Raw genomic sequence first — 23,674 nt, 5'->3', positions numbered from 1 at the left:
GAGCGACTTGCCCTGAGCGTAGTCGTAAAGCCTGCGGCATAGCTACGCTTCGGGCGCAGCCTCTCCAAGAGTTGGGAGTCGAAGTATTTGTCATTTGTCATTTGTTGGGATAAGGGGCGGGGGAAAGGGGAAAGAAAAAACCTTTAACCTTTACCCAATCCAATTCCGAGTTAGAAATCCACAAAGCGTGCAGTTAGGGGCATCTGTTGTGCCCCGCCGATTAGTTCTAAATGGGCCGATCGCTGTTAGGTAAATTTTGCTGGTTGTTTTGCAGTTTACCAGATTGCAATTGCGTATATATATAGGTTACTACGGCTAAAGTTAGCCCAATAGCCAACACCACGCCTACGATTCGCAAGAAATTGGGAGTAATTCTCGTAGTTAGCTGCTCACTTAGCCTTGGTTGGTAAATAGTATCATCCGTTCGTGTTTGTGTTCTGCTTTGATTAGACGCAGGTCGTGGCTGATACAACGTCACATCTGGTTGCACTGGCGGTCTACTTTGATTCGATCCTGGTCGCGGCTGAAACAACGTCTTATCTGGTGGAACTGGTGGTCTATTTTGATTAGATCCTGGTCGTGGTTGAAACAACGTTTTATCTGGTGATACTTGTTGACCGCTTTGATTAGATCCTGGTCGTGGTTGAAACAACGTCTTATCTGCTGGTACTTGTTGACCACCTCGATCGGCTCCTGGTCGTGGTTGATATAACGTCACATCAGGTTTGCTGGCGTTCGGATTATTCACAGGATTCTGTTGATTTTGCTCAACTGGGTTAAATGGTCTGGGAACGGTTTCGTGATTTGAGCCTTGGTTGTGTCCTGCCTGAATGGGAGGAACGATTTGCTCAGATTGGTTTTGCTTAATCGGGTTAAATGGTCTGGGAACGGTTTCGTGATTTGAACCTTGATTGAAACCAGATGGAGGGCGAATAACGGTATCGTCGTTTGATTGTCTGGAAACAGTTTCGTGGTTTGAACCTTGATTGAAACCAGATGGAGGACGCAGAATCGTGTCGTCGTTTGATTGTCTGGGAATCGTTTCGTGATTTGAACCTTGATTGAAACCAGATGGAGGGCGAATAACAGTATCGTCGTTTGATTGTCTGGGAACGGTTTCGTAATTTGAGCCAAGATTTGAAGAAGGTTGCGATCGCCCAGTAATTTCTCCGGGTACGCTAGATTCGGTAGCAAATTTGGCAGCAGCTTGCAAAGCTTGATTTAGTTCTTCTACCGTTGCAAATCGGTTGGCTGGGTTTTTTTGGAGGCATTTCATTACCACGGCTTCTAATTGTTCGGGTAAATGCTCACACCCTGGTTGCTCGCGCAGTGGTTTTGGTGGCTCGTAAGCATGAGCTAATACCCAAGAAGCCTCACTCACATGACTACCCTTAATGCTGATTCCAAAGGGGTCGGCTGCACTCAGCATTTCATAAAGGATAATCCCTAAGCTGTAAATATCACCTCTAGCATCCAGGTTGCGATCGCTTTGGATTTGTTCGGGAGGTGCGTAACGAAATGTCCCGATAAATGTACTAGTTATATTTGTAATATTGGAATTTTCTGAAGATTCACTACGAATTTTGGCAACACCAAAATCCAAAACCTTCACCCATTCTCCTAAATCTGTGGGCATCAAAAATATATTATCTGGTTTCAGGTCGCGATGAACTACCTGAATATGTTCAGTAGTTTTGCCGCCATCCCGTTGGAGAGTCACTCCTTGATGGGCAAGCTGTAAACCTTTACAAACTTGCGCCATAATCTTTACCGTCCGCTCAACAGACAGCCGCTTTTCGCGCAGCAGTAATTGCCTGAGCGTTTGCCCCCGCAAATATTCCATGACGTAAAATGGAAAACCTTCCGGGGTTACACCACAGTCACTAATCTTAACAATATGGTCGCTTTGCAAAGCAGCACAAACTGCCACCTCCCGTTCAAAACGCTTTCTCATTTCCAGTGATGCCACTAGCGTATCTTTGAGCAACTTCAACGCTACCTGCTGACCAACACGGGTGTCCGTTGCTAGGAAAACTTCTCCCATGCCACCCCCGCCTAACCGTCTGTCTAAACGGTATCGCTGGTTATCACCGACGAAGCGACCATTCCAAGAATTTGAAGAAGGTGGGGATTTCATCTGGGGCAACCCATCCTAGTTACTTTAAGTGTTAACTTTATTCAGAGATAATACTAGTATTACAAATATGATTGCTTCATAACTTAGATGAATATTAGTAATATATACTACTAGTAGTTATCTAATTATACTCAGCTTAACATATTAATAACTTAAAGTAATATGATAAATTTGATAAAATGTTTAAACTTTAGACCTAATAGCAGTTGAAATTTGTTCCTGATATTAAGTTAGCGCAAGTTCGCCGATAATCGTTGCTTCAGTAGTACTGAGTGACTAAAAGAGTCAAACGGTAGAGCGCAAACTACGAACCTAGTGCCGCAAGGCAAAATTCAAAATTCACGCATTCAAAATTCAGAATTAATACAGCATAAGAGTTTCATTTATTTTGAATGGGTGGTTTATTTACGCCGTGTTGTCTAGCAAGTCAAACTTTACAGACAAGTAATTGAATTTAAGACTCTGATTAAATTACACTGCTAATTTTGACCGGCTAATTAGGAGGCTAAGATGGAAAGCAACACCACAACATGGTGGATATATGCATTATTGTCAGCTAGCTTTGCAGCATTGACAACTATCTTTGCCAAAATTGGGATAGAAAATGTGAATGCTAATTTAGCAACAGCAATCCGAACTGTTGTCATTTTAGTAGTTGCTTGGGGGATTGTATTTTTTCAGGGGAACGTAGTTAATATCTTAGCTTTACCCCAAAAAACCATAATTTTCTTATTATTATCTGGAGTATCTACAGGGTTATCATGGATTTTTTACTTCCAAGCCTTACAAGCAGGAAAAGCTTCCCTTGTTGCACCAATTGATAAATCAAGCTTGGTATTAGTTTTATTATTTTCAGTCATTTTTTTAGGAGAAACATTAAGCTGGAAAATCGTTTTAGGAACTGGGTTAGTAGTCATCGGTACTTTAGTTTTAATCATTTAAAATCTTAATTAAGCTCGACTCGCTCTAAAATTAAGAACTCGGTTTTCTTTATCCGACAAAACCTAGCTTTTTAGCAAATACTTTTTCCACATCACAGATTATCGATGAAGTGAAAAAAGTAAAACTAAGCTAACGCGCCTACATATTACACAAACTCCGTGTAGACCGTCATTAGTCATTAGTCACTTGTACTGAGTTTCGACTGCGCGGTAATCGAGCGAAGTCGAGATTCAACTACCGCGAAGCCGTTGGCGTGGTCACTGAGCGTAGTCGAAGTGCAGCCTCTTGTAGAGAAGTATTTGTCATTTGTGTTTACCAACTGGACTTTGGACAATTGACAAAGAACAACCTCTCCTGAAGGAGACGCTGCGCGAACACCAGTTAATGTGCTTTTCTTTTTACGTAACAGCTTACTATCCCATAAAGGTTTATGTTTAAGCGTTCGTACTGATAGTCTTAGCGACAACAGGACTTAAAGTTTTGCAAAATATATTCTATTAATGTACTCTGGCGTACATGATTAATATGTGCTATTGCCATGAGGAATCAGGATGAGTAATGTGCTCTCTATAGCCGCAGTGACAGCAGTACTAAAAGTCTTGCTGGAAAATGGTTTAGTCAGCGATCCGATCGCTGCTAGCGTTGGTGATGTGATTGTAACTGCCTTACCGCCCGATCGAATTTCAGTTGAAGCTGACGAGCGTGCCCAAATAAACCTTTTTCTCTATCAAGTGACGCAGAACCGCAATGTCGATTGGGTATCTCAAGAATTTCGGAGCAGGCACTCACGGATTAATGGAAACCCACGCTCTCAGACTCCACCACTAGCTCTTGACCTTCACTACTTATTAACAGCTTACGGAGCTAAGGATTTTCAGGCAGAGCTTTTACTCGGCTATGCAATGCATTTATTACACAAAACACCAGCGATCGCATCTGATATTATTGAAAATACTTTGATAAATGCATCTACAACCAATACCTCAAGTGCTTTTTCCCAAGCCGTAGCAAGTGTGTCTGTATCCGATTTAGCAGAACAAATTGGGCAGATCAAACTGACTCCAGAGTTTTTTAACATGGAAGAAACTTCTAAGTTATGGTCTGCTTTACAAACACACTATCGACCTTCAGCTACCTATTTAGCATCAATGATATTGATTGAAAGTAGTAAATCTGACAAAGAAGCAGGTTTCTACATGATGCCCTTGTCTCAACCGAATATAGAGCAAGTTATAGCTCAGACTAAAACTGAACAAATGATTGTTGCAGGTACAAAATTAGTAATTCGTGGTAAACGGTTACGCGGTGAAATCACACGAGTTCGTTTTAGTAATACGGAAACATTACTAGTACCTCAAGAAGTCAAAGAAACGCAAATCAGCTTATTAGTCCCCCCAGATTTATACGCCAGCGTTCAGGGTGTCCAAGTTGTACATCTAACAATGGGCTATGCAGAGCAAACGAATCATCTAGTTGAATCAAACGTGGCGGCTTTTGTCTTACATCCAACAATTACAGCATTCGTCACTCAAGTAGAAAATAGCGGTGAGAATTTACGCGCAGCAGAAATTACCGTTAAATTCCAGCCGAAAGTAGGTAAAGAACAGCGGGTAGTTTTGCTACTCAATCAGGTATCAGGTGAGAATCCGGTAGCTTACTCTTTTTTGGCTGCACCACCTACCCAAGACACTGATGCGATCGCAATTCCGATCAAAAATGTCAAACCAGGAACTTATATTGTCCGAGCGCAAGTAGATGGCGCCGAAAGTCCACTTCACAAAAATCAGTTAGGGGAATATGATTCGCCACAGGTGACAATTTTATGAATGCTACAACAATTAATCACAATTGGGATGAGGCAAACTACCGCTACCTATCAGCAGCTCTGGCTGTAGTGCGTGATATTTTGGAAAATCATACGGCAAAAGAGCAAAATCAACCACAAGAGAACCACCCAGAGCATTTACAGCAGGCGTTACAGGAAGCTGTTGCTGCTATGCCTGCACCATCGGCATTGGAGAGAGTCTGCAAAATGTTTCGCCTCTCATCCTTTGAACGTAATTTGTTGCTGTTGTGTGCAGGTATGGAATTAAATGGAGATTTTGCCAAATTGTGTGCCATCGTTCACGACGATTCACAACGAGCTTACCCAACTTTGGGTTTAGCTTTGGCAGCTTTACCTAACGTCCATTGGGATGCGATCGCTCCAAATGCTCCCTTACGTTATTGGCGGTTAATTCAAATTGGTGATGGTCATGCCCTAACTCTTAGTCCCTTGAGAATTGACGAGCGGATTTTACATTATCTCACGGGTATTCAATATCTTGACGAACGGCTAGCTAGTATCATTGAGCCATTACCAGAGGTTAGCGATTTAGTACCTTCGCATCAAGATTTAGCAGAGCGAGTCGCAGCGATTTGGTCACAAGCTTACAAGGTTAATAGCTTACCAATCATCCAGTTATCTGGTGGTGAAACTGCCAGTAAACGTGCCATTGCCACCACAGTTTGTCAACTTCAGGGTTTAAGCTTGTGGGTAATGCCTGCACAAGTCATTCCTTTAGCACCTGGCGAGTTAGATAATCTCATTCGCCTATGGACTCGCGAGACAATTTTAAGTAAAAGTGCCTTACTCATAGACTGCAACGAACTAGATACTAATGATACAGCGCGGCTGAATGCGATCGCTCGTTTCATCGAACGCACAAAGGGCTTTTTAATAGTCACGAGTCGGGAACGGATCGGCTTATCACAACGCCTAGTAGTTAATTTTGACGTACATCAACCAACTAGCAAAGAACAAGGTGCAGTTTGGCAAGATGCATTAGGAGCGAGTGCATCGCAAATGAATGGGCAAGTCAAAACCTTAGTGGATCAGTTTAACCTTAGTGCTGCAACCATTCGCGCTGCTTGTGCAGAAGCCGCAGGACAATTAGCCCAAACACCAGAAACCGATATCACTAGCATTTTATGGGATGCCTGCCGCGTGCAAGCACGTCCGCGCTTAGATGAACTCGCCCAAAGAATTGAGCCATCTGGGGATTGGGATGACTTAGTATTGCCAGAGGCGCAGAAACAAGTTCTCCGGGAAATCGCGGCTCACGTGCGGCAACGTAGTACTGTATATAACAATTGGGGTTTTGGGGGCAAGAGTGCTAGGGGATTGGGAATCAGCGCTTTATTTGCAGGTAGTAGCGGCACTGGTAAAACTTTGGGAGCAGAAGTACTGGCCCAGAAATTGCGCCTCGACCTCTATCGGATTGACCTATCATCGGTAGTCAGCAAATATATTGGCGAGACAGAGAAGAATTTGCGCCGGGTATTTGATGCCGCAGAACAAGGCGGAGTGATTTTGTTATTTGATGAAGCCGACGCTTTATTTGGTAAACGGAGTGAAGTTAAAGATGCCCGCGATCGCTATGCCAATATAGAAGTTAGCTATTTATTGCAACGGATGGAAAGTTACCCAGGTCTAGCAGTCTTGACTACCAACCTGAAAAGTTCAATTGATACAGCCTTCCTGCGGCGGATTCGCTTTGTAGTGCAGTTTCCCTTCCCGGATACTATGCAACGAGCCGAAATTTGGCGGCGTGTGTTTCCAGCCGAAACCCCAACCGCAGATTTAAATGCTCTGCAATTAGCACGGCTTAATGTCGCTGGGGGTAATATCCGTAACATAGCTTTAAATGCCGCTTTCCTCGCTGCTGATGCTGGAGAACCAGTGCAGATGAAACACGTATTGCGAGCGGCTCAAACAGAATATAGTAAATTGGAAAAACCCTTGACTGATGCGGAAGTTGGCGGCTGGATGTAATTTTGCAATTTTGACCTTATATTATGTCCGGTCAAAGACTTATCATTAAGGCAGCAGAGGGGCAGGGGGGCAGCTTTCAAGGGCAGGCTTTTAGGCTTTCGATAAATAGTTGAGAATGTTCTCAATTATTGAACGTAGTTTTAAGTTCTCAGACAATGGTTTTGGTTTTAAAATCCCAAAAATTTGTCTAATCAAAAAAACCTGCCCCAGAAAGCAGGGGGGCAGAGGGGCAGGGTTTTTGGGTTTTTGCATAGATTTGGGAATCATAACTAATTAGCCGGACTTGATATTATACCAATTTGAAAAATGATTGCGACAGATGGATTCACACCAAGCCAGACGCACGAAAGCAATTCCAAATCCAAAATCGTTCGACTGAGCGCAGCCGAAGTCTAAAATCCAAAATCTAAAATGGTATTACTCTGGTAATTCACCAAATCTTTCCCGATAGCGAGCAAGCATAGACTCCATTTGGGCAAGTTGCTGTTCGGCTTGTTCGCGTTGCTGTTCGGCTTGTTGACGCTGTTGCTGTTCTTGGTGTGCTACTTCTTCTGGCGTGGGTGTCAGTTGTCCATCGGCAGTGAAAAAGCGCAACTTCGATTGATAAACTCCCAAATATAACTGCAATTGCTGACTCCATAACCAACCAGTTTCATTTGCTTGCAGTTCTTGATAACGGCCATCTAATAAATGAAATCCTTTAAATTCTAAACTTACCGGGTCAAACCAAAAATAATCAGGAGTCCGCCAAATATCTTGATAGATTTCCTTTTTCAACCCTCTATCAGTAGCAGCTGTTTTGTCAGAAAGAATCTCTACAATCACATTTGGGTATTTGCCATCTTCTTCCCAAACTACCCAGCTTTTGCGTATTTTACGTTGGGTATTTAAAACTACAAAGAAGTCGGGGCCTCGAAATTGCTCGGACTTACGCTGACGCGGACTGTAATAAATCGTCATGTTACCGCAAGCGTAAAAATCTTGACGCTCCTGCCACAACCATTCCAAACACTGAATTAACAGCAGTATTTGCCGTAAGTGAAGTTCTGTTTCCAAAGGTGGTTCATCACTGTATAAATCACCAGGGGGAAATATAACATCTTCTGGTGTGTCTTCTAAAATTATTCCTAAATCTTGAGCAGAAGACATAATAATTTCTATTTTGACAAGATAAATCTAACTTAACCCAATTCATTCACCTGCAAAAGCGATCGCCCCAGCTTTTAATCCCAGCTTTCTAGAATTATAAATCTCGCTTACACAGAGTCACTGCTGGCACAGAATAATTTCTACTTAAGTCGATAGCGATCGCCACGAAACAAATTGTATAATTTGATTCAAAAATATGCTTGAGGATGTGAGATGAGCGATCGCATATTTGGGTCTAAGAAACTAGGTATATCCACTTCAAATCCGTCGCTGCTCTCAGCAACAACTCCAACGCTGGCGAATCCAGTGCGCGGCTTTGACATCGCAAAGAAAGCTCCAATCCAAGCATCCTCTGAAGTATCAACAGACATGCAAGCTGCACAATCTGCTGGCGAACAATCCTGGGAATCACAAGCTATCAAAAAAAGGCCACTTCACGACATTAGTAGCATGGCGTTGCGTCGTCCACAAGCAAAACTGACGGTTGGAGAACCAGGAGACCAGTATGAGCAGGAAGCCGATAGGGTGGCTAATCGAGTCATGTCAATGCCTAATACTGCGATGCAACCGCAGATGACACCAGAAGAACAGACTCAAGAAGAAGTGCAAACGAAGCCTTTCGATGTTTACTTTGGGCAAAGGAAACCGGCAGGGAATAATCAGTTGCCTCATGTAGTACAACACAAAGGTAGAGTATTGCAGAGAGATGTGTTGCAGAGAGCGCCAAAAAACCCAGTAGTAACAGAACTTTCGTCAAAATTGCCACTGACGGAAGCTAATGCAAGATTAATTGACGCTTGTCATAATTTAGGTAGTATTTATGTGGATTTATCTGTAGCAAATACTGACTTAATCAGTACAAAATTAAAAATTTTCTCTATAAATTACGATATGGCTTACAGCAATTACTCAAGAGTAATTGGTCAAGGAAGAGCAGAAGCACAAAATCAAACTCTTTGGAGAGGAATATTTTTAGGAATAGGAACGGGTGTTTTAGCAGGTCTTGCTGCCGCCTATATTGCTCCTTCTACTGCTGCTGGATGGTTTGCTCTCACTCTCGCTGATGCAGGTACAGCAGCCGGTTCTTCATTTTTACAAGGTGCTGCATCTTCAGCAGTAGCTCTTGCTGTATCAGATGCCATCACAACGCGAGGCAGTGATTTACAACCTGGTGGTCTTTCACCTGATATGCTGCGAAGTAATATTTGGCAACACGTTGCATCAATGTATCGTGGTGCATTGCAAACCAATAAAGTATTAGCAAACTTACATAAAAATACCGTTATTCTTGAGCGATTAATTGCAGAAATTAGGGTACAAATTGCTGGTGGTGCATCGTCATATTCGCCAGCAGATATACTAACAGCAACTAATATTATGAACGATCGCATTAATGGAATGGCAAGTGTCTTTAGCGAGTTGAGACAAAAAGCAACTGCGATGAGTGCCTTTGGTAATTCTATTTTGGCTTACGATCCTACTAAGCCCGGAGTCGATCAAATAGAAAAAGATATTTGGATTATGTGGATGGGAACTTTAAGTAATGATGACTCTGACATTCTTGATTTAGATAATATTGAGGATCATTTGAAGAGTATCGGGATTTTAGGTAATGGTGGTTTATTAGGTGTAGATTTTGGAGACTATACCTCCGAAGACGATGAACTAGCGGCTTTAGCAGCAGCTCGTCCTCGCGCTGCAACCATACGAGGTAAGTACGATCGAACCGCTTCTCAATGGACTGCACCAAGTCCCTAAGTTAAATTTTAATTATTTACTTTGATTTGTTTGCAAAGCGTCTACTCAATTAAAGATTTTTACATCGTTTCCAATCTCCGACTGGTGAAAATACTTGTCAGGTTTTGGGGAAAAGGCAAAGAAAAAACTTTAACCTTTCCCCTTTAACCTTTTCCCCAAACCAAATTCTGAGTTCAAAATCCAAAACCCAAGTAGTATTGCGACTGGTGACACAGATTTAATTAGCACACTTTAAAACTTTTTCAACTTGTTTCGGTGCTTTGATTTCAGTAAATAGCTGAATTGCTCGATCGAAATTTATTTGACTTTCATCAGGTTTTGACATCTTTTGATTAGTTAAACCCAGTTGAAAATAAGCTTCAGCTAAATCGCATTTAGCATCTATTTTATCCAAAAGTTCAATTGCTTCTGTATGATTAGCAATAGCTAATGCAAAATCTGTTTGTTGCCGATGGATTTCTGCTAAACCATTGAGTGTTTTTGCTTTTACTTGCATATAATGACTTTCTTCAGCAAAAGTCAAAGCTTGATGGAATATTTGATTTGCCTGAGAAAATTCGCCTAAATTGACGTAGGTTTGACCCAAAATTTGCATAAAATAAACAAATCTGCCAGTCTGTTCGATCAGTTTTTCGTTCGTAATATTTTGATACGCTACATCTGCTAATTGATATGATAAATCGCACAAACCTAAATAAGAATACACCAAAGCTAAACAGACTGAAGCTTTCTCTGCCCAGCGATGATGCTCGGTATTTTGAGCTAAATAAATTACTTGTTGAAATAACTTGGCGGCTGCCTCTAGTTCCCACAAATCTATTTTGTAAAGACCAATACTTAATAAAGAATCTACCTCTAGCATCCTCAGATAGTAAACTGTATGTTTATTTTCTGGCTGAGGTACAAGTGATTTGAGTGCTTGGGTTGCGAGTGTAATAGTCTTTTCTTGACAAGCGATCGCTTGACTAATTTTACCTGTTATCCAATATAGATCGCCCAATATATTATAAAGTTCGCTGAGATTTTGGTCATCTTCCAGATTGTTAACAACTCGCTCAATTGCCGCAAGTATCGGTTGAATTAAACCCATCCGATACAATGTACTCCCAAGAGGTAAAAACTGCTGCCATTGATTATTTCGGCTTTTTAAAATGACTTTACCTGCTAACTCAAATTCATGAATTTCTATATAATGATAATATGCTTCCAGAGCTTGCAAAGCATCTTTAAATGTTTCAATTTGTTTAACACTAGTTGTCCAAAATTCTGCGGCTTTGTGGTTGGCAATTTCCCATTCATTGCTGGGGCGTAAACGCGCGATCGCCTCTTTCCGAATTACCGGATGCAGCCAATATTCACCTTTTTCACACTCCACCAAAGACCGATTTCTCAAGGAGGCGATGATTTGGCGATGTTGATCGGCTGGAACATCCCACAGTAAACAAAACAATCCTTGTGATGAAATGCTGGGTATATCTTGGTAACGATAGCATCCCAAACGGCAAAGTAAGCGATACGCTTCGGGATCGAGGGCTTGCAGACGATTGATTTGACTAACGGCTAAATTTTTTAAATCGGTTGCGGCTAAAGGATCGGCATGATTTTCTTGCCAATAAAGAGCCATATCACCATCAAAATCCTCCTGAATCGAACCACAGAGAATCCCCATTGCTTTCGCATTACCGCCATAAGTGCGATGCATGATTTGCAAGATTGGTGAGTCGATGGCTAATCCACGGCTACTAAAAAACTGTTGCCATACGCTTTCATCTAAACCAGGAAGCCGATAGTGATTCACATTTAACCCCGGTTCACAAAGGCGATCGCGGCTAGTAATCAAGGTAACAGATTGCACTTTGGCATCAGCTAAAATCCGCAATAGTTCTACATAGTTGCGGTGAGAAGCAATTAACCCACCTTGTCGATCTAATGCAGGTTCGAGATTATCAATTAACACCCCAATCCGCCGATTGTGGAGTTGGCGCTTGAGTCGCGCCAAAGTTACCCCAAATTCTACCCCAGGTTCTTCGTCAAAATCTTGTTTAAGCCATTCCTCTACAACTCGTTCAGCAGGGGTGATATTCTGCGTTTCCTTCGCCATCAGCAGTTCCAAAACCAAATCAAACTCTTGATGGAGATATTGCTGCGCTAGAGTAGTTTTGCCTAAACCGCCTTCACCTTGAATGACAATGACTTTTGAACCTTGATTTACCAAAGTATTTAGGTGAGCGATCGCTTCTGTTCGGCCAATAAAATTGGTATCCTCTAATTTTGGGGTGGGTTGGGGCGATCGCGAGTAATCAATCAGACTTGATGATATAGCAGTAGTTTTTCTCAGAACCCGTTCCAAAGTAGCGCGACAATTACTTTTGGTTATTTTTTCTCGCAATACTTTAGAAAGCAACTTCCATAACTGAGAACCAGCATCCTTAGCGTGTCCTTCCGTACAACCGTAAGCATGAGCGATATCCAAGTATTTTCTACCCAACCAAACTTGCACAAGAATCACTTTTTGCAAATCGCTCAACCGTTCCCCAGTCTGAGGGGGAATTATGGCGTCTAACCATGCTAATGCTGCTTCAGCGTCCATTGGGTAACGACAAGGCTAGTTCAGATTTTAAGGACAACTATAAATTACTTTACAGTTATATTGCTGGAGTTTTTGGATAAGATTCTGTAAACCCGACTTTTTTCCCGACTTTTCCGACATTGGCTGGAAGCCTCTAGCGAAAATCTTCTAAGTGTCACCGTGCCAAAATGGGAAAGAAGTTGCACAATTGGTGTTGAAAAACATACAAATTGTTCTGCATATAAACTAGATTCTTTAGTTTGGGAAAGTTTGAGCGTAAAATGTCAGAACTAAATCAAACTTCAGAAGAACAGTTAGAATTAGCACAAAAACAACTTGAGCGTTATCGTCAACAATTTGGGGAACTACCAGAAGATTGAGGGGGCGATTGCATTGCCCAGAGCAAAACTGATTTAGTGCTTTAAAAGTATTGCTATTTGGACAACAACTTTTAGTTCTTTCACATACTCTTTTTAAGAGCTTCACTCCAAACAAGCTCAAACTCACTTTGTGATATTTCATGTTTTGTTCCTAAGCCAGTTTCTGATAATGGTTGATCGCACAAGGCCATTCCTCCAGTTTGTGGATGATAAACTTTGTTAGATAAAAACCATTTATCCCCATAAATCTCAACTTGCCTAGAGGCCGAATCACCATCAAATTCTAAATAAGCAATCCCCATTTCTAAGTCAGATTCAGCCTCATGCTTAAAATATAACTTCATAGCATTGTTTTCTCACTTATCATCACTCTGTCACTAATATATAAATCATTTCTGAAATAGAATGTGGCAATTTCATCCAACTTTTTCCCCGACTTCTCCCAACTCCATCAGATAAAACTGCCGACTTCAGCCGACTGACAAACGATAGTGCGATCGCTTAGGCTATTGGGCATAGAGATAAAAATTAAAGTATAAAAAAATGCTTAATACTCTCAGCCCAGTTAGAGAAGACTTAGCAGGTAAAAGCTATCCCAGTCCTCACTACCTACAAACACAGCGCCGCATTCGTTCACTCATAAACAAATATATTGCAGTCGAACAACTACACGATCGCTTGCAAGATTTACCGATACAGTTTGCCAATCCCCAACCGCGTCCCTGGAAACCCATCGATTGGCAGACGATTAACCGCAATCAAATTATCGGCTTAGACGCAAATGTATTTCTATCTATATTAATAGGTGCGATGGACACAGAAGCACCCATTCGCGGTTATACCCAAACCAGTCGGCAGTATTTAGAAAAATTGCATCCTCAGATGGCTCGGTTTGTTGGTGGAACAGTCGGTGAAGATGGGGAATTGCTGAAACTTGGTTTGTGGGAAAAGGAAGAACGTCAACACACACCCGCATTAATCAAAGTCTACACCCAATTAACAGGCGAGAAAATTACCCCAAAACTTCGGACAGTTAGAGGCTATCTCCCTACAGATGACGCCAAAGAAGACTTATATCGCCACGGCTTACACCGCATTGCCACAGAATACGGTGCTACCTGTCTTTATATTTGGTTGATGGCTCACACCACAGGCGCACTCCAGGATGTTTTAGAGGAACTAGCGCAGGATGAAATCAACCACATGACCAAATTCTGGGGGTTTGGAGTCTGGGCTTTCCCTGATACTGGGTTGATGCGAATTGGACGGACGCTAATCAAAACGCGATCGCCAAACTATCAGCGTAACAACCTCATGCGTACTCTTCGCCGCATGATGGGTATCCTCAACTGGGATGCTTGGTCATTAACCAACAAAATAACTCTCCTATTTACCTTCACTTACACAATGCATCGCTTGTGGAGTTGGAACAACACCCTCACACCAGAGTACTTACAAAATTTATTTGAATTAGACATTAGTAAAAACAAATGACAAATACTTCTCTACGAGAGGCTGCGCCAACGACTTCGCGGTAGTTGAGCGCAGTCGAAACTCAGTACAAATGACAAATACTTCTCTACGAGAGGCTGCGCCAACGACTTCGCGGTAGTTGAGCGCAGTCGAAACTCAGTACAAGTGACAAAGGACAAATGACAAATGACAAATGACAAATCAAAACTACCCATCGATTTAAACCCCCAAAAAATCCCCCAACATATCGCCGTCATCATGGATGGTAACGGCCGATGGGCAACCAGTCGAGGATTACCGCGCATTGCTGGACATCGCCAAGGAGCAAAAACGCTCAAAGAACTATTGCGTTGCTGCAAAGATTGGGGAATCAAAGCGTTGACAGCCTATGCTTTCTCAACAGAAAATTGGCAGCGTCCTGTTGAAGAAGTAGATTTTCTGATGCATTTGTTTGAGCGATTACTACACCGCGAGTTAGCTCAGATGCATCAAGAAGGTGTACGAATCTCGTTTATTGGAGATTTATCGGCTTTACCTAAGTCTTTACAGACAGAAATGGAACGTTCAATGATAGAAACGTTGAACAATCAAGCAATCCACTTTACTGTTGCAGTCAACTATGGTAGCCGCAACGAAATTACCAGAGTTTGTCGTCAAGTAGCTCAACTCGTGGAACAGGGCAAACTTAGCGCCCAAGAAGTGAATGAAAGTCTTGTAGAACAACATCTCTACACAGCAGATACTCCAGAACCCGATTTGCTGATACGTACCAGTGGTGAGATGCGATTGAGTAATTTCCTCTTGTGGCAAATGGCGTATACAGAGATGTATTTCACCGATATTCTTTGGCCAGATTTTAATCGAGAAGCATTTCATCAAGCTTTGTTGAGCTATCAAAATCGCGATCGCCGTTTTGGTCAAGTTAAAGCTTCATTATCAGCTTAATGTACCAAACACCAGACATCACCTGAAGAAGGCAGGGTAAAGGGGAAGGGGGAAAGGGGAAGAGGGAAAGGAGAATATCTATCCTTTTCCCTTTAACCTTTTCCCTTTTCCCCTCTTCTTCTGCCTTCTGCCTTTATTGATAAAGTAAAAGCACCCACATTACCACGATGGTATATGAGCGCTCACAAATAAAACATTATCGAGGATAATCTATCTGCTATGACAGACCGAAGTAACTATAAGAATAGCAGGCACTGGGTAAATAAACTGCAAGGGTAGTTACAAATGTTTTGTTAAAAATATTACTTACCGTAAATGTGATGCTTGATTTAGGCAAAATCCAATCGATTGCGGAATCCTATTCTCCCCAAGAACTCTTCGCTGGCTTGGTTTGGCAGCGTCGGTTCAATGAGTTTGATGGCGAAGAAGTAATTACTGACCTTTCCAACCACAGAAATTTATGGTCAAGCTTTCTGTTCACAAAACCAATCTTTGCACCAGATGAAAACGGTTTAAGTTTTGGTGGTATGGTCGATACCCTACTTGCAATGGCAAATTATCGTCCCATGCCTGAAAGCAGCATCATCCATTTTATTGCCTATCCTGCCGATACACTATACATTCTGACAGAGAACCAAGACACAAAAGTGTCAGAGCTTTTAGACTTGGGCAAAAAATGGCGGGCTGACTCAGTAGAGATAAGTGATAGCACGAATGAAGACTACGGTTTGCGCCTGAAGCGCCGACTGAGAACTAGACTGGAAGGGGCGCTATCAGGTGAAGATGTTCATCGGTATTCTGATGCGGTCATTGTTTGTTATTGGTGGGATTGAATACTTAAAATATCTCAATTGGAGAAATTGTGTGCTATAATGTGCTATTTTTTGCGCCGATTTTAGCCTGCACCTAAATTGAGCAGCGATCGCGGTCTCTTAATTTTTTTAGTAATTCTTCTCTGGTAGGTATTGAACCGAAATCCTCGGCTCAATATTTATATTCATTATCACAAAATGAGACTTATGTAATTATTGTTTTATCAAAATAGCAATTCGATTTTATTTTTGAACAGAGAAAATCTGGAAGGCTTATGAATCAAGCATTCTAGGAAACGTACTGTTCACAAACCATTGAGTATTTACTATAGTAACTATAGAAACTCTTAATATAATTTATTGTTAATTATTTCCAAAAATAGTATTTACTATAATTTAATACTTGCAATATAAGCTGATTTCCTGGTAAGCAAATTCAGAAAAAATCCTGAAATGCAAAATTTAAAGTTAACAAGATTCTCTTGCTAAATATACTTTAAATTTACTTATCAATCCATTTGGAAATCGCAATTGTTTTTTCACGATTTTATTGGTGTTGGGAGTTATGATGGCAAAATATCTACTAGCTTCTGCTAGTGGGATGGGATTTTTATGTTTAATTGCCGGGTTATCACCTGTGCAAGCCCTTCCTAGTCTAGAAATTGCAGATAAAAACTTAGCTGTTAATCAAAATGATGGCAGCTTTCAAAAAAATGATTCTCATCAAAGCAATTTAGCAAATAATATCTCCAGTAAATTGTTGATAGCTAATGAGAGTCAAAAAAACTTATCCTCAGTCAATCAACAGCTAAAAAATCAAAATTTAGAAGTAAATTCTACTGGTAACTTTTGGCAGCCAATCACACCACAACCTGCAAGTTCATCTCAAGCATCAGACAAACTTGCACAAGTAACATCTGTATCCCAATTGTCTGATGTACAGCCGACTGATTGGGCTTTTCAGGCACTCCAATCTTTAGTCGAACGCTATGGTTGTATCGCAGGTTATCCCAATCAAACCTATCGCGGTAATCGGGCGATGACTCGCTATGAATTTGCTGCTGGCTTAAATGCTTGTTTAGAGCGAATCAACGAACTGATTGCGACTGCAACGGGTGATTTGGTCAAAAAAGAAGATTTAACCACGTTGCAGAAACTACAAGAACAATTTGCGGCGGAATTGGCAACATTGCGAGGTCGAGTAGATGCTGTAGAAGCTCGCACAGCAGAACTAGAAGCAAATCAGTTTTCTACTACGACCAAACTCAGTGGAGAGGCAATTATTGCTGGTATTGGTGCTAGCGGCGGCGCTCCTAATCAGAGTGACCCGAACATCATCCTAGTCAATAGAGTGCGGTTAAATCTCACCACTAGCTTTACTGGTAAAGATTCATTAATTACTGGATTGCAAGCCTATAACTTTTTGGGTGGAGCCGATGGACAGGGTAGCTTACAACAAGGTTTAGGACTAGCTTCGCCGCTTTTAAGTGCAAGTAGCGCTCGTACCAGTTTTGAGCCGCAATTTCCGGGGTTAAATGTCAATACTTTGTCGGGTGTTGGCGCAAACAGCGTTCAGATTTACAAATTGCTGTATATCTTTCCCGTGGCTAGTAAATTAACCTTGTTTGCGGGAACTGCGGCGGAGACATCAGATGCTTTCCCAACAATTACGCCTTTTTATGGTGAAGGACAAGAGTCAATTTCTCGTTTTGGCAACTTGAATCCTGTGGTACGGGTTTCTGGTGGGACTTCGGGTACTGGTTTAGCATCGGCGGCGGGATTTATTTTTAACATTTCGCCAAATTTAGATTTCAGAGCTTTATACGGCAATCCAAATGCCAATTTAACCCAAAAATCTGCCGCTGAGGCAGTACCAGGAGTTTCTACTACACCTTTGGGAGCAGGTTTATTTAGTGGTAGTAATGTGATTGCCACACAGTTGACTTTCAAGCCAAGTACCGCTCTGGATATTGGTTTAAACTATGCCCACAGTTATCACGAAATCAATATTTTGGGTACAGGATTAGTTAGTAGTGATATCGGTGCTTTAGTAGGAGCAGGGCTTGGACCTGAAACACCGGTCACACTCAACTCTGTTGGCGGTACGCTAACATGGCGACTGTCTCCCAAGATAGCCTTATCTGGCTACGGTGCAGCACTATTTGTTGACGCTGCTTCCAATAACGTGAATGCTTCCACCACATTTACTAGTTGGATGGCGGGAATTCACTTCAATGATTTATTCAAGTCAGGGAACACTGCCGGGATTCTTTTTGGTCAGCCGCTTTTCCGTAGTGATGCTGGTGGTTCTGCTCAACTTACCCCCACAGGCGAGAATCGGGCGACTCCTTACCATTTAGAAGCCTATTACCGCCTTCAAGTTAGCGATAATATCAGCATTACCCCTGGTGCATTTGTTCTCTTTAACCCAGAAGGTAACAGCAACAATGAGACTACGACTGTAGGCGTACTTCGGACTACTTTTACATTTTAAGAGATTAGACTTCTTGGCATTTGTCGGAAAAAGGAGAAGGGAAAAAGGCTTTGTATTGTCCCCTTCCCCTTTAACCTTTTCCCCTTCTTGCAAAAAGCACAACTGCCAAGAGGTCTATTGAGATTAGGCAGTCAAAATCCCCTAATAAATTGGGGGATTTTAAGATTAAACCTCATCTATGTTGAAACCTAGAGTTTTTTAAAAAATATATTTTTGTAGGTTGAGTGGAGTGAAACGCAACCCAACATTACCACCAAATTTTATGTTGGGTTACGCTATCGCTGCACCCAACCTACAAAACTACGGTTTTCAAGGTAGACGAGGTTTAGATAACAAAATTCACAGTAGACCTCTTGCAGCATCAATCAACAATAAAGAACTTCACCCCGATGCTTTGGCTATCCATTAGTCACATTTTTAAAAGGAGTGTCGAGGATAAAATAATGACTAATAAATACGTAGAAATTCGGTGGATGTTTATTGAATAATATTGTTTGGTTTTTGACAAAAATATAGTCGCATTGCCCAAAATCTGTTGTGCAAAACTAATCTGATGTCTACGTTGGTGACTGACTTGTACTGAGCGCAGTCGAAGTAGCTTACCGAATGGCCGAAGTCCGGGCTACATCAAAAATAAACTGTGTAGGTGTAGCTCATCGTCGATATCGCCCCCAGATAACCTAATTATTTCTTTTACCTGATTTATGAGTTTGATTTGAAAGGTGGTGCTTTTGTATAACCCGCTCAATCTGGCAAGTCACCGCATCTATTCTATTTTTAACCTTATCAAAATCAATATTCACCCAAATATAGGCTTTGTCAGGTCTTTGCTGCCTTCTATTCATATATGGTTTCACTTGTCAATATATTTTGTTATATCTATACAATATAGTCTTCTCAATTTCTAAACTACTTTCTCTAGACATATAAGTAAATATGCTTAACATTTACTTAAGGTTTTATCGCACTCAAAGTACAGCGTAAGCGCCAGAGGCAGAGAGTAGGGAATCAGCCTTAGTTATACAGAGTTTTTTCACGCAATCAAATAGGAGTCTTATAGCTTTTAGAAGTTCAACCAAACAGTGATTTGATTAATATGGGCGCACATGATTATCTATCTATTGAAAGAGACGCGATATTTCGCGCCTCTAAGAACCAAAATCAAAATTATAAGTGTTATTAAATCTTTGTTTGTAGATATTGCACCAACTGCGGTGCTTGCATTACTCCCTCTATCCGATCCACAGGCTGACCCTGCTTAAACAGTACTAAGGTTGGAAGAGAAGCAATTTTATACTCAGTAGCCAAATCTGTGTATTTTTCTGTGTCGATTTTGACAATCCTTAAGCGATCCTTAAGTTGGGCATTGACTTGCTCTAAAATTGGCACCATCATTTGACAAGGACCACACCAGTCAGCATAAAAATCTACTAATACAGGTACATCAGAAGCAGACAGCATATCTTCAAAACTGTTAAATTGCTTTTTGGTTGCCATGTGACACACACCGATTTTCAATTGTTTGTTTCAATAGTAGTTCTTATAAAATAAAATCGGTATAGGTTCATGGGTTTTTGTTAGTAAAAGATTAGATTAGTTAATATTAGAATGATTCGCCAGCCAAAAATCTTAAATAATTATAATAAAATACGTATATTATGTTAGGTTGTGCATCTGTATTAAATATGTATTTCAACCTATCACGATCGACCAAATCATTATAGAGGCTTTCACAAGAGTGATGTCTACAAAGGCTGTAGATGCAACACTTTCCAATACTTATCGGTTAAGAGGGAAAGGAACTCATGTTAAAAAGGAAAAAACCTTATATATCGAGCCTTCTACTCCTTTTCCCCTTAACCGAGCAGTATTGCAACACTTTCTAGTCTATCTAGTCAGGCAAATATATTAGTTATAGTTATTCATTTATTTACAGAGAAGTAACTATAGATATTTAATCAGAGTAAAACGTTAATTATTGTTATTCGAGTTATATAGGAATCTTATTTGATTTGTGAGAATTGCAAACCGCAGCTTCTCGATCGCTTTTATGAAGGCGGGGATCTGGTTTTTGCGCCTTTGATTCAGCATAGCTATATCTAGTTAAATACGAGGTATAACTTTATCTACTAGCTATCTAACTTGCAGCATGACACCAAGATTATCACCCCGCAAGAGTTAGATATTATCTAGACAATATTCAGATGTTCCCGAAATCGCCATAAGATAATTAGCGCGGTATTTCTAAGATTGAGGAACATTAAATGACGCTATTACAAGATAAAGTCGCAATTGTCACAGGTGCATCAAGAGGAATTGGCCGAGCGATCGCAATTGAATTAGCCTCACAAGGAGCGATCGCAGTTGTCAATTATGCCAATTCTAGTGCTGCGGCTGAAGCAGTTGTAACAGAAATTACAGCAGCAGGAGGTCAGGCGATCGCGATCCAAGCAGACGTTTCTAAAGGCGATCAAGTAGATGCACTAGTTAACGCCGTCACCGAAAAGTTCAGCCGTGTGGATATTTTGGTCAACAACGCAGGTATTACCCGCGACACCCTGCTTTTGCGTTTGAAGCCAGAAGATTGGCAAGCAGTGATAGACCTAAATCTAACTGGTGTTTTCTTATGTACGCGCACCGTCAGTAAAATCATGCTGAAGCAGCGATCGGGGCGGATTATCAACATTACCTCTGTTGCTGGGCAAATGGGCAACCCAGGTCAGTCAAACTACAGCGCCGCCAAAGCAGGTGTCATCGGCTTCACCAAAAGCGTTGCTAAAGAACTAGCTACTCGCGGGATCGTCGTTAACGCCGTCGCCCCTGGATTCATCGCCACCGACATGACCAGCGATCTCAACAACCCCGAAGATATTCTCAAATACATTCCACTCGGTCGCTTCGGTCAACCCGAAGAAGTCGCAGGAATGGTGCGCTTCCTCGCCGCCGATCCTGCCGCTGCCTACATCACCGGACAAGTCTTTAACGTCGATGGCGGCATGGTAATGGCCTAAATAGTTGAGCTAAATAATTGAGGGGTAGCGATTTTTCGTAGTTGGCGCTAAAGTGCCAACTACGAATTTATTAAATAATTTTTGACAGATTAATTATGAAAACAGATTCTATTTTTTATCGTTTATTTCAAACTTTCCCCAGTGCTTTTTTTGAATTAATTAATCTGCAACCATCAGAAGCAAATGCATATAATTTCGCTTCCGTAGAATTAAAGCAAACAGCATTTCGCATTGATGGAGTCTTTCTTCCTGTTGCTGACACTAATCATCAGCCGATTTATTTTGTAGAGGTTCAATTTCAAAAAGATAATGAATTTTATGCTCGTTTATTTTCAGAAATATTTCTGTATTTACGACTTTACGCACCTACTTCAGATTGGCGAGCAGTAGTTATATTCCCTCGCCGCAGTCTTGAACCAACCCAAGTCCAACCTTATCGAGTTTTACTCGAAAGCCAACTTGTAACGAGGCTATATTTAAACGAGCTTGGAGAAGTAACTGAATATTCCTTGGGAGTTGGGATCATCAAATTAGTAGTTGTAAATAAAAAACAAACTCCCATATTAGTCAAAAGTTTGATTACAAAGACACGTTCGGAATTGAGCGATAAAGCACTTCAACAAAAAGTGCTAGATTTAATAGAAACAATTGTAGTTTACAAACTACCGCGTATCAGTCGTCAGGAGTTGGTAAAAATGTTTGGACTCGGTGATTTTGATATCAAAACTACCAGAATTTATGAGGAAGTGCGTGATGATATCATTGAAGAAGTCCGTAATGAAGTCAGGCAAAAACAGACTCTAGAGCTAGTCATGCGCCAGTTACGACGACGCATTGGTAATTTGAGTCCGCAATTGCAAGAGCGTATCAGCCAGTTATCTATCGAACAGCTTGAAAATCTAGCCGAAGCACTGTTGGATTTTTCCATAGAAGGAGATTTAGTTGCTTGGTTGCAAGACAATTTAACTCAAGCTTGAATTTTTGATCGACTGAATAAACATAGTAGGGCTAGCACTGCAATGCCCACCCTACAAGTAACTAAGGCTGTTGGCGTATCCTTTGCCAGACTGTAAAGCCCAAAAGCAGGATAATGCTACTGGCGGTAGCCAGCATCACAGCCAAACTCATACCTTGTATTCTCATCGCCAGCAAGTTGAAAACTAAGGTAATTGACCAAAGGGTAAACGCAGCATGGCGCTGGGAGAGTCCCCAAGCAAGTAAGCGGTGGTGCAGATGGTCTTTACCAGGAGTACTCAGAGGGTTATTTCCTGCTAGTAGCCGCCGCACAAATACTTGAGTGGTGTCTAGCACCGGTAACAACAGAAATAAAACCGTAGGAATTAGGGCATAAACTGTATTTTGTTGCAGTTTGCCCAAAATACTAGTTGCTGCCAGGACATAACCGAAAAAGTATGCTCCGGCATCACCCATAATAATTCGTGATGGATGGAAATTATGGCGCAAAAATCCTAGTGCAGCACCTCCCAAAGCTGCGAGGACTAAGATTGCCGCAGCACGATTGTTAAATTGGGCACCAACGCCCAATAAACTCATGGCGGTTATAAAGCTAATTCCTCCTGCCAAGCCATCCATACCATCCATCAAATTGATGGCGTTGGTAATCCCTACTACCCATAGTACTGTTAGCAACATGGACAGAAGTGAATCGATGGGAGTGCCAAACAGGACTTTGACACTGATGCCATTAGCTACCAGCAAAAGTGCCGTGACAATTTGCGCCCACAATCGCACAGAGGGCGGTAAGCCAAACTGATCGTCAATAAAGCCCACAAGGACTAATATCGAACCCCCCAACAGAATAGTGAGCACCTGAGCCAATACGTTTTGGAGTTCGATCGGTCGTAAAAGGCTAGCTAGTACCAGCGCAGCAATCACGCCCGCGTAGATAGCCAGCCCCCCTGCATTGGGTAAAGGTTCTCGATTGAGTCGCCGGGCGTTGGGTTGGTCAGCCCAACCTACCCGCAAGGCGAATTTGCGTACTGTCGGAATTAAACGCCAAGTTACAAGCCAAGCCAAGAGGAACGTAAATACTACTGCCAACCAGCCGGTGCCGCTAGGGTCGGCAATACCAAGGGACTTAAGGGAGTTGTCTAGATTCATCTCCCAATTCAAGCATTACTGCCAGTATCTAATATGAGCATCACCTGTATATTAATCAATTTTTTTATT

At 41.6% G+C, this 23,674-nt stretch carries 18 protein-coding genes; 11 read left to right on the top strand and 7 right to left on the bottom strand.

From position 1 onward, the window contains the following. Window positions 1–226 precede the first annotated feature (226 nt). On the bottom strand, window positions 227–2,137 hold the full coding sequence (locus tag NSTC731_RS22420; protein WP_445626856.1) for a serine/threonine protein kinase: 1,911 nt from the start codon (window positions 2,135–2,137) through the stop codon (window positions 227–229). 510 nt (window positions 2,138–2,647) lie between these two features. On the opposite strand from NSTC731_RS22420, the gene NSTC731_RS22415 reads away from it, so the two are divergent. The 3 genes from NSTC731_RS22415 to NSTC731_RS22405 all read left to right on the top strand — a co-directional run bounded on the left by NSTC731_RS22415 (window position 2,648) and on the right by NSTC731_RS22405 (window position 6,893). After that, window positions 2,648–3,079, top strand: a complete 432-nt coding sequence (locus NSTC731_RS22415) for an EamA family transporter (RefSeq protein ID WP_445626855.1) — start codon at window positions 2,648–2,650, stop codon at window positions 3,077–3,079. 551 nt (window positions 3,080–3,630) lie between these two features. After that, window positions 3,631–4,905 (top strand): DUF4255 domain-containing protein, encoded by a 1,275-nt coding sequence (locus NSTC731_RS22410; RefSeq protein ID WP_445626854.1) that lies wholly within the window; start codon window positions 3,631–3,633, stop codon window positions 4,903–4,905. Beyond that, window positions 4,902–6,893, top strand: coding sequence for an ATP-binding protein (locus tag NSTC731_RS22405; RefSeq protein ID WP_445626853.1), 1,992 nt, complete (start codon window positions 4,902–4,904; stop codon window positions 6,891–6,893). The genes NSTC731_RS22410 and NSTC731_RS22405 overlap by 4 nt, the downstream gene beginning before the upstream one ends. Window positions 6,894–7,310: 417 nt before the next feature. Here the strand turns inward: NSTC731_RS22405 and NSTC731_RS22400 are convergent, their stop codons facing one another. Together NSTC731_RS22400 and NSTC731_RS22395 are read right to left on the bottom strand one after the other, a co-directional pair. Further along, the gene (locus NSTC731_RS22400; RefSeq protein ID WP_445626852.1) at window positions 7,311–8,042 is read right to left on the bottom strand and encodes a Uma2 family endonuclease; all 732 of its coding nucleotides are present in this window, start codon (window positions 8,040–8,042) and stop codon (window positions 7,311–7,313) included. A 188-nt stretch (window positions 8,043–8,230) separates the two neighbouring features. Further along, complete coding sequence (locus tag NSTC731_RS22395) at window positions 8,231–8,413, bottom strand: hypothetical protein (protein ID WP_445626851.1); 183 nt, start codon at window positions 8,411–8,413, stop codon at window positions 8,231–8,233. Here NSTC731_RS22395 and NSTC731_RS22390 point away from each other — a divergent pair. Beyond that, window positions 8,412–9,800: a hypothetical protein gene (locus NSTC731_RS22390; RefSeq protein WP_445626850.1), complete on the top strand. Its 1,389-nt coding sequence runs from the start codon at window positions 8,412–8,414 to the stop codon at window positions 9,798–9,800. The genes NSTC731_RS22395 and NSTC731_RS22390 overlap by 2 nt on opposite strands. Window positions 9,801–10,017: 217 nt before the next feature. On the opposite strand, the gene NSTC731_RS22385 is transcribed toward NSTC731_RS22390, so the two are convergent. Both NSTC731_RS22385 and NSTC731_RS22380 read right to left on the bottom strand, forming a co-directional pair. Beyond that, complete coding sequence (locus NSTC731_RS22385) at window positions 10,018–12,390, bottom strand: tetratricopeptide repeat protein (protein WP_445626849.1); 2,373 nt, start codon at window positions 12,388–12,390, stop codon at window positions 10,018–10,020. Between the two features lie 439 nt (window positions 12,391–12,829). Then, complete coding sequence (locus tag NSTC731_RS22380) at window positions 12,830–13,093, bottom strand: hypothetical protein (RefSeq protein WP_445626848.1); 264 nt, start codon at window positions 13,091–13,093, stop codon at window positions 12,830–12,832. Window positions 13,094–13,292: 199 nt separating this feature from the next. Here NSTC731_RS22380 and NSTC731_RS22375 point away from each other — a divergent pair, with 199 nt between their 5' ends. From NSTC731_RS22375 to NSTC731_RS22355, 5 genes are all read left to right on the top strand, one after another. Then, window positions 13,293–14,243, top strand: coding sequence for a ferritin-like domain-containing protein (locus NSTC731_RS22375; protein WP_445626847.1), 951 nt, complete (start codon window positions 13,293–13,295; stop codon window positions 14,241–14,243). 165 nt (window positions 14,244–14,408) lie between these two features. After that, entirely contained in the window at window positions 14,409–15,167 is a 759-nt protein-coding gene (locus NSTC731_RS22370) for an isoprenyl transferase (protein ID WP_445626846.1), read from the top strand. Between the two features lie 290 nt (window positions 15,168–15,457). Further along, on the top strand, window positions 15,458–16,000 hold the full coding sequence (locus NSTC731_RS22365) for a hypothetical protein (RefSeq protein WP_445626845.1): 543 nt from the start codon (window positions 15,458–15,460) through the stop codon (window positions 15,998–16,000). Window positions 16,001–16,547: 547 nt separating this feature from the next. Continuing rightward, window positions 16,548–18,473, top strand: a complete 1,926-nt coding sequence (locus NSTC731_RS22360) for an iron uptake porin (protein WP_445632146.1) — start codon at window positions 16,548–16,550, stop codon at window positions 18,471–18,473. A 229-nt stretch (window positions 18,474–18,702) separates the two neighbouring features. Next, entirely contained in the window at window positions 18,703–18,882 is a 180-nt protein-coding gene (locus tag NSTC731_RS22355) for a hypothetical protein (protein ID WP_445626844.1), read from the top strand. Window positions 18,883–19,652: 770 nt separating this feature from the next. Here the strand turns inward: NSTC731_RS22355 and trxA are convergent. Further along, window positions 19,653–19,970, bottom strand: coding sequence for a thioredoxin (gene trxA / locus NSTC731_RS22350; RefSeq protein ID WP_445626843.1), 318 nt, complete (start codon window positions 19,968–19,970; stop codon window positions 19,653–19,655). Between the two features lie 767 nt (window positions 19,971–20,737). On the opposite strand from trxA, the gene fabG reads away from it, so the two are divergent. Together fabG and NSTC731_RS22340 are read left to right on the top strand one after the other, a co-directional pair. Then, window positions 20,738–21,484: a 3-oxoacyl-[acyl-carrier-protein] reductase gene (gene fabG / locus NSTC731_RS22345; RefSeq protein ID WP_445626842.1), complete on the top strand. Its 747-nt coding sequence runs from the start codon at window positions 20,738–20,740 to the stop codon at window positions 21,482–21,484. Window positions 21,485–21,579: 95 nt separating this feature from the next. After that, complete coding sequence (locus tag NSTC731_RS22340) at window positions 21,580–22,461, top strand: Rpn family recombination-promoting nuclease/putative transposase (RefSeq protein ID WP_445626841.1); 882 nt, start codon at window positions 21,580–21,582, stop codon at window positions 22,459–22,461. A 61-nt stretch (window positions 22,462–22,522) separates the two neighbouring features. On the opposite strand, the gene NSTC731_RS22335 is transcribed toward NSTC731_RS22340, so the two are convergent. Continuing rightward, the gene (locus tag NSTC731_RS22335; RefSeq protein WP_445626840.1) at window positions 22,523–23,605 is read right to left on the bottom strand and encodes an MraY family glycosyltransferase; all 1,083 of its coding nucleotides are present in this window, start codon (window positions 23,603–23,605) and stop codon (window positions 22,523–22,525) included. Window positions 23,606–23,674: the final 69 nt, after the last annotated feature.

The organism is Nostoc sp. DSM 114167 (assembly GCF_052692655.1).
The sequence above is the reverse complement of the archived record's forward strand: the minus strand, read 5'-3'. Positions and strand labels throughout refer to the sequence as shown.

Excerpts from the sequence above, each read along its gene's own strand:
- NSTC731_RS22420 (WP_445626856.1), bottom strand. The coding sequence starts at position 2,137 with ATGAAATCCCCACCTTCTTCAAATTCTTGGAATGGTCGCTTCGTCGGT.
- NSTC731_RS22415 (WP_445626855.1), top strand. The coding sequence starts at position 2,648 with ATGGAAAGCAACACCACAACATGGTGGATATATGCATTATTGTCAGCT.
- NSTC731_RS22410 (WP_445626854.1), top strand. The coding sequence starts at position 3,631 with ATGAGTAATGTGCTCTCTATAGCCGCAGTGACAGCAGTACTAAAAGTC.
- NSTC731_RS22405 (WP_445626853.1), top strand. The coding sequence starts at position 4,902 with ATGAATGCTACAACAATTAATCACAATTGGGATGAGGCAAACTACCGC.
- NSTC731_RS22400 (WP_445626852.1), bottom strand. The coding sequence starts at position 8,042 with ATGTCTTCTGCTCAAGATTTAGGAATAATTTTAGAAGACACACCAGAA.
- NSTC731_RS22390 (WP_445626850.1), top strand. The coding sequence starts at position 8,412 with ATGCAAGCTGCACAATCTGCTGGCGAACAATCCTGGGAATCACAAGCT.
- NSTC731_RS22395 (WP_445626851.1), bottom strand. The coding sequence starts at position 8,413 with ATGTCTGTTGATACTTCAGAGGATGCTTGGATTGGAGCTTTCTTTGCG.
- NSTC731_RS22385 (WP_445626849.1), bottom strand. The coding sequence starts at position 12,390 with ATGGACGCTGAAGCAGCATTAGCATGGTTAGACGCCATAATTCCCCCT.
- NSTC731_RS22380 (WP_445626848.1), bottom strand. The coding sequence starts at position 13,093 with ATGAAGTTATATTTTAAGCATGAGGCTGAATCTGACTTAGAAATGGGG.
- NSTC731_RS22375 (WP_445626847.1), top strand. The coding sequence starts at position 13,293 with ATGCTTAATACTCTCAGCCCAGTTAGAGAAGACTTAGCAGGTAAAAGC.
- NSTC731_RS22370 (WP_445626846.1), top strand. The coding sequence starts at position 14,409 with ATGACAAATGACAAATCAAAACTACCCATCGATTTAAACCCCCAAAAA.
- NSTC731_RS22360 (WP_445632146.1), top strand. The coding sequence starts at position 16,548 with ATGGCAAAATATCTACTAGCTTCTGCTAGTGGGATGGGATTTTTATGT.
- trxA (WP_445626843.1), bottom strand. The coding sequence starts at position 19,970 with ATGGCAACCAAAAAGCAATTTAACAGTTTTGAAGATATGCTGTCTGCT.
- fabG (WP_445626842.1), top strand. The coding sequence starts at position 20,738 with ATGACGCTATTACAAGATAAAGTCGCAATTGTCACAGGTGCATCAAGA.
- NSTC731_RS22340 (WP_445626841.1), top strand. The coding sequence starts at position 21,580 with ATGAAAACAGATTCTATTTTTTATCGTTTATTTCAAACTTTCCCCAGT.
- NSTC731_RS22335 (WP_445626840.1), bottom strand. The coding sequence starts at position 23,605 with ATGAATCTAGACAACTCCCTTAAGTCCCTTGGTATTGCCGACCCTAGC.